This window comes from Aeromicrobium sp. (assembly GCF_050700635.1).
In the GTDB taxonomy this organism is placed as follows: domain Bacteria; phylum Actinomycetota; class Actinomycetes; order Propionibacteriales; family Nocardioidaceae; genus Aeromicrobium.
The window spans coordinates 1-4345 of the sequence record NZ_JBOHDT010000074.1 but is presented as its reverse complement, the minus strand read 5'-3'; the positions used below and the strand labels follow the sequence as shown (position 1 = coordinate 4345).

Here is a 4345-nt window from a genome sequence, read left to right as displayed (position 1 = left end):
CCGCTGACGCCTCGCCGCGACTGGCCGAGCTGCTGGCCTCGGCCGACGTCGTGGCCGCCGAGGACACCCGCCGGCTGCGTCGTCTCGCGTCGGACCTCGGCGTGGAGGTGGGCGGCCGGGTGGTGTCGTACTTCGAGGGCAACGAGCGCGAGCGGACGCCTGAGCTCGTGAAGGCTGTTGCCGACGGCTCCACCGTCCTACTGGTCACCGATGCGGGGATGCCGAGTGTCTCCGACCCCGGCTACCGCCTTGTTGCCGCGTGCGTCGACGCCGGCCTCGACGTCACTGCAGTGCCCGGCCCGTCGGCCGTGCTCACGGCGCTGGCGGTGTCGGGCCTGCCGGTCGACCGCTTCTGCTTCGAGGGTTTCGCGCCTCGCAAGGCGGGGGAGCGTCGCCGTGCGCTCGGGGCGCTGCGCCGCGAGCCACGAACCATGGTCTTCTTCGAGTCGCCGCACCGCACCGGGGCCACGCTGGCCGCGATGTCGGAGGCTTTCGGCGCAGACCGTCCAGCCGCGGTGTGCCGCGAGCTCACGAAGACCTACGAGGAGGTCGCCCGCGGGACGCTCGCCGAGCTCGTCGCATGGGCCGAGGGGCAGGAACACGGGGTGCGCGGTGAGGTCACGCTCGTGGTCGCCGGTGCCACCGAGCAGGAGCGCGACCACACGGCCGACGATCTGCGCGAGCTGGTCGCCGAGGCCGAGGGCGACGGGCTGAGCCGCAAGGACGCGATCGCCCGCGTGTCCGCCGAGACCGGTGTCCGCCGACAGGACGTCTACACCGCCGCGCACGCCCCTCACTAGGATTGAGCGCGTGCCTTCACCCGCCGACTCGACCTTTTACGTCACGACGCCCATCTACTACGTCAACGACGCGCCCCACATCGGCCACGCGTACACGACCGTGATGGGCGACATCATCACGCGGTGGCACCGCCAGCGGGGCGAAGACGTCTGGTACCTCACCGGCACCGACGAGCACGGGCTCAAGGTGCTGCGCAAGGCGCAGGAGAACGGCGTCACGCCCAAGGAATGGGCCGACCCGCTCATCAAGAAGGAGTGGATGCCGCTCCTGGAGACGATCGACGTCGCCAACGACGACTTCATCCGCACCACCGAGCAGCGCCACCTCGACGGCGCGCGCGCCTTCTGGCAGGACCTCTACGACCGCGGCGCGGTCTACCAGGGTGAGTACTCCGGCTACTACAGCGTCGGGAGTGAGGAGTTCGTCGGCGACGACGACGTCGTCGCCGGCGAGGGCGACGACGAAGGATTCAAGGTCTCCTCGCTCGACGGCAGCCGGGTCGAGTTCATGACCGAGGAGAACTACTACTTCAAGCTCTCGGAGTACCAGCAGCCGCTGCTCGACCACTACGCGGCGAATCCCGACTTCATCAAGCCGGCCTCGGCCCGCAACGAGATCGTCTCGTTCGTCAGTCGCGGGCTCAAGGATCTCTCGATGTCGCGGTCGACCTTCGACTGGGGCATCAAGGTGCCGTGGGACGAGAACCACGTCATGTACGTCTGGATCGAGGCGCTCCTGAACTACGTGACGGCCATCGGGTACGGAACGGACCGAGAGCGATTCGATCGCATCTGGCCGGCTGACGTGCACATCGTCGGCAAGGACATCGCCCGCTTCCACGCGGTCATCTGGCCGGCGATGCTGATGGCGGCCGGCCAGCCGGTGCCGCACCAGGTCTTCGCGCACGGATGGCTGCTCGTCGGTGGCCAGAAGATGAGCAAGAGCAAGGCCAACGGCATCCGCCCCGACGAGCTCGTCGACGTCTTCGGCTCCGATGCCTACCGCTACTACTTCGCCCGTGCACTGACGTTCGGAAGCGACGGCTCGATCTCCTGGGAGGACATCCACGCCAGGTACCACGCCGAGCTCGCCAACGGCTTCGGCAACCTTGCGTCGCGCGTGGCCGCGATGATCACCTCGTACTTCGGCGGCACGCTGCCCAGCTCGGGTGAGCGCACCGACGCGGAGGACAAGATCGTGCTCACGGTCGAGTCCGCGGTCGCCGACGCGGACGCCGCCATCGACGCGGTCGCACCGCAGGATGCGCTCGCCGCCATCTGGCGCATCGTCGAGGAGCTCAACGGCTACCTCACCGAGCAGGCACCGTGGAAGCTGGCCAAGGCCGATCCCGACGGTGCCGCTGATGGCGGCCGCTTGGCCACGATCCTCCTCACGGCGGCGGAGGGGCTGCGTGCGCTCGCCGTGCTCCTCAACCCGGTGATGCCCAAGGCATCGGCCTCGTTGTGGTCGTCGCTCGGTGCAGAACCAGCGCTCGGCCCGCTGGCCGACCAGCGCATCGCCGACGCGGCCGCGTGGGACACCCTGCCGGCGGGATCCACCATCACCAAGGTGCCGAGCCTGTTCCCGCGCATCGAGGCCCAGTGACGCAAACGCACGACGACTGGCCGTGGCCGGACGCACCCGAGCCGCTGCCGTCACCAGTCGTCGACAACCACTGCCACCTCGACCATCGCATCAAGGGCGGGCTGCTCATCGACGTCGACGACGCGCTCGACCGGGCGGCGGCCGTCGGCGTCACTCGGATCGTGCAGGTCGGCTGCGACATCGAGAGCTCACACTGGGCGGTGGAGACGGCGCGGGCCCAGCCGTCGATCGTGGCCACCGTCGCGTTGCACCCGAACGAGGCGCCGCTGCTCGCCGAACAGGGGACCCTCGACGACGCGCTTCGGGAGATCGACGAACTGGCGCGGCACCACGTGGTTCGAGCAGTGGGTGAAACTGGGCTCGACTACTTCCGCACGGGAGAGGATGGCCGGGCGGCACAGCACCACTCCTTTCGCGAGCACATCCGGATGGCTCACCGGCACGACCGCACGCTGGTGATCCACGACCGCGACGCCCACGACGACGTGCTGCGTCTGCTCGACGAGGAAGGCGTGCCGCCCCGGACCGTCATGCACTGCTTCTCCGGTGACGCCGATTTCGCCCGGGCCTGTGTCGACCGTGGCACATATTTGTCGTTCGCCGGAACCGTGACTTTCAAGAACGCCGAGTCGTTGAGAGATGCATTAAGAGTGACCCCTCGTGACCGTATCCTCGTGGAGACTGATGCGCCCTTCCTCACACCAACGCCGTACCGCGGTCGACCCAACGCATCGTTTCTCGTGCCTCTCACCGTGCGGTTTATGGCTGGAATAGTAGGATTTTCTGATGCTGAACTCTGCCGTGACATCAACACGAATACCGAACACGCGTTCGGCGGACCGTGGGCAGAGCGAGTTTGACCTGTGATTCGACGCTCGTACGGTGGAAAAGTTGCCCCGACCCCGAGACACAAGGTTGACCCTGTGCATCACCCTCATCGCATCCGCAAGAAACGCGCGCTCATTGCGCTCAACATCGCTGTGCTGCTGGTCATCGCCGGCGGCACCGCCGCTTACGGAGCCCTGAGCAAGACCGTCACCGTGGACCTCGACGGGCGCTCCGACACGGTTCGCACCTTCAGTGACTCCGTCACCGGCGTGCTCGCCTCCAAGGACGTCGAGCTGCGGGCGGACGACAAGATCAACGTCGACGAGAAGGCTCCTTTGGCCGACGGCGACACGATCAAGGTCGACTACGCCAAATCGGTCAGCGTCGCCGTTGACGGCAAGTCCCGTGAGGCCACCGTGCACGACGACACTGTCGGCGACGTCCTCGACCGCTACGAGGTCGACCCGTCCGACGACGCATACATGAACGTCAGCCGTTCCGCCCGCATCCCGCGCGCCGGTCTCGACATCGTCGTCAGCAACCCGAAGAAGATCACCGTCAAGGCCGACGGCGACACCGAGAAGTTCACCTCCTCGGCGCCCACCGTCGAGTCCGCCCTGAAGGACGCTGACGTCCGTCTCGACAATGACGACCGGGTCGACCCGGGTCGTGCCGCGCTCGTGGGCGAGGGCGACAAGCTCAAGGTCACCCGCATCGAGATGATCGACAAGACCGAGACGGTCGACCTCGAGCCGCCGGTCGAGTACAAGGACGACGGCGACATGGAGAAGGGCGCCACCAAGGTGCTCGAGCCCGGCAAGGCTGGCAAGGCCCGTGAGCACGTCCTCATCACCAAGGCCGACGGCGAGCAGCAGAACCGCCTCGTGCTGACCTCCAAGAAGCTTGAGAAGCCTGAGACCCGGGTCATCGCCCGTGGCACCGCCGAGTCCCCGTCCGTCGCCTCCGGCAGCGTCTGGGACAAGATCGCCGAGTGCGAGTCCGGCGGCAACTGGAGCATCAACACCGGCAACGGCTACTACGGCGGCCTGCAGTTCAGCGCTGCCACCTGGCACAGCGTGGGCGGCCCCGGCCTCCCGCACGAGCACAGCCG

4 protein-coding genes are annotated in these 4345 nt (G+C 67.6%); all 4 read left to right on the top strand.

Annotated features, from left to right (window positions below; genetic code table 11):
• The coding region (rsmI, locus tag ACRDPN_RS05485; RefSeq protein ID WP_431446364.1) for a 16S rRNA (cytidine(1402)-2'-O)-methyltransferase at positions 1-800 on the top strand (800 nt) is incomplete at its 5' end.
• A 10-nt stretch (positions 801-810) separates the two neighbouring features.
• Positions 811-2406, top strand: coding sequence for a methionine--tRNA ligase (gene metG, locus ACRDPN_RS05480; protein WP_431446363.1), 1596 nt, complete (start codon positions 811-813; stop codon positions 2404-2406).
• The gene (locus tag ACRDPN_RS05475; protein WP_431446362.1) at positions 2403-3266 is read left to right on the top strand and encodes a TatD family hydrolase; all 864 of its coding nucleotides are present in this window, start codon (positions 2403-2405) and stop codon (positions 3264-3266) included. The genes metG and ACRDPN_RS05475 overlap by 4 nt, the downstream gene beginning before the upstream one ends.
• A 63-nt stretch (positions 3267-3329) precedes the next feature.
• The coding region (locus ACRDPN_RS05470; RefSeq protein WP_431446361.1) for a ubiquitin-like domain-containing protein at positions 3330-4345 on the top strand (1016 nt) is incomplete at its 3' end.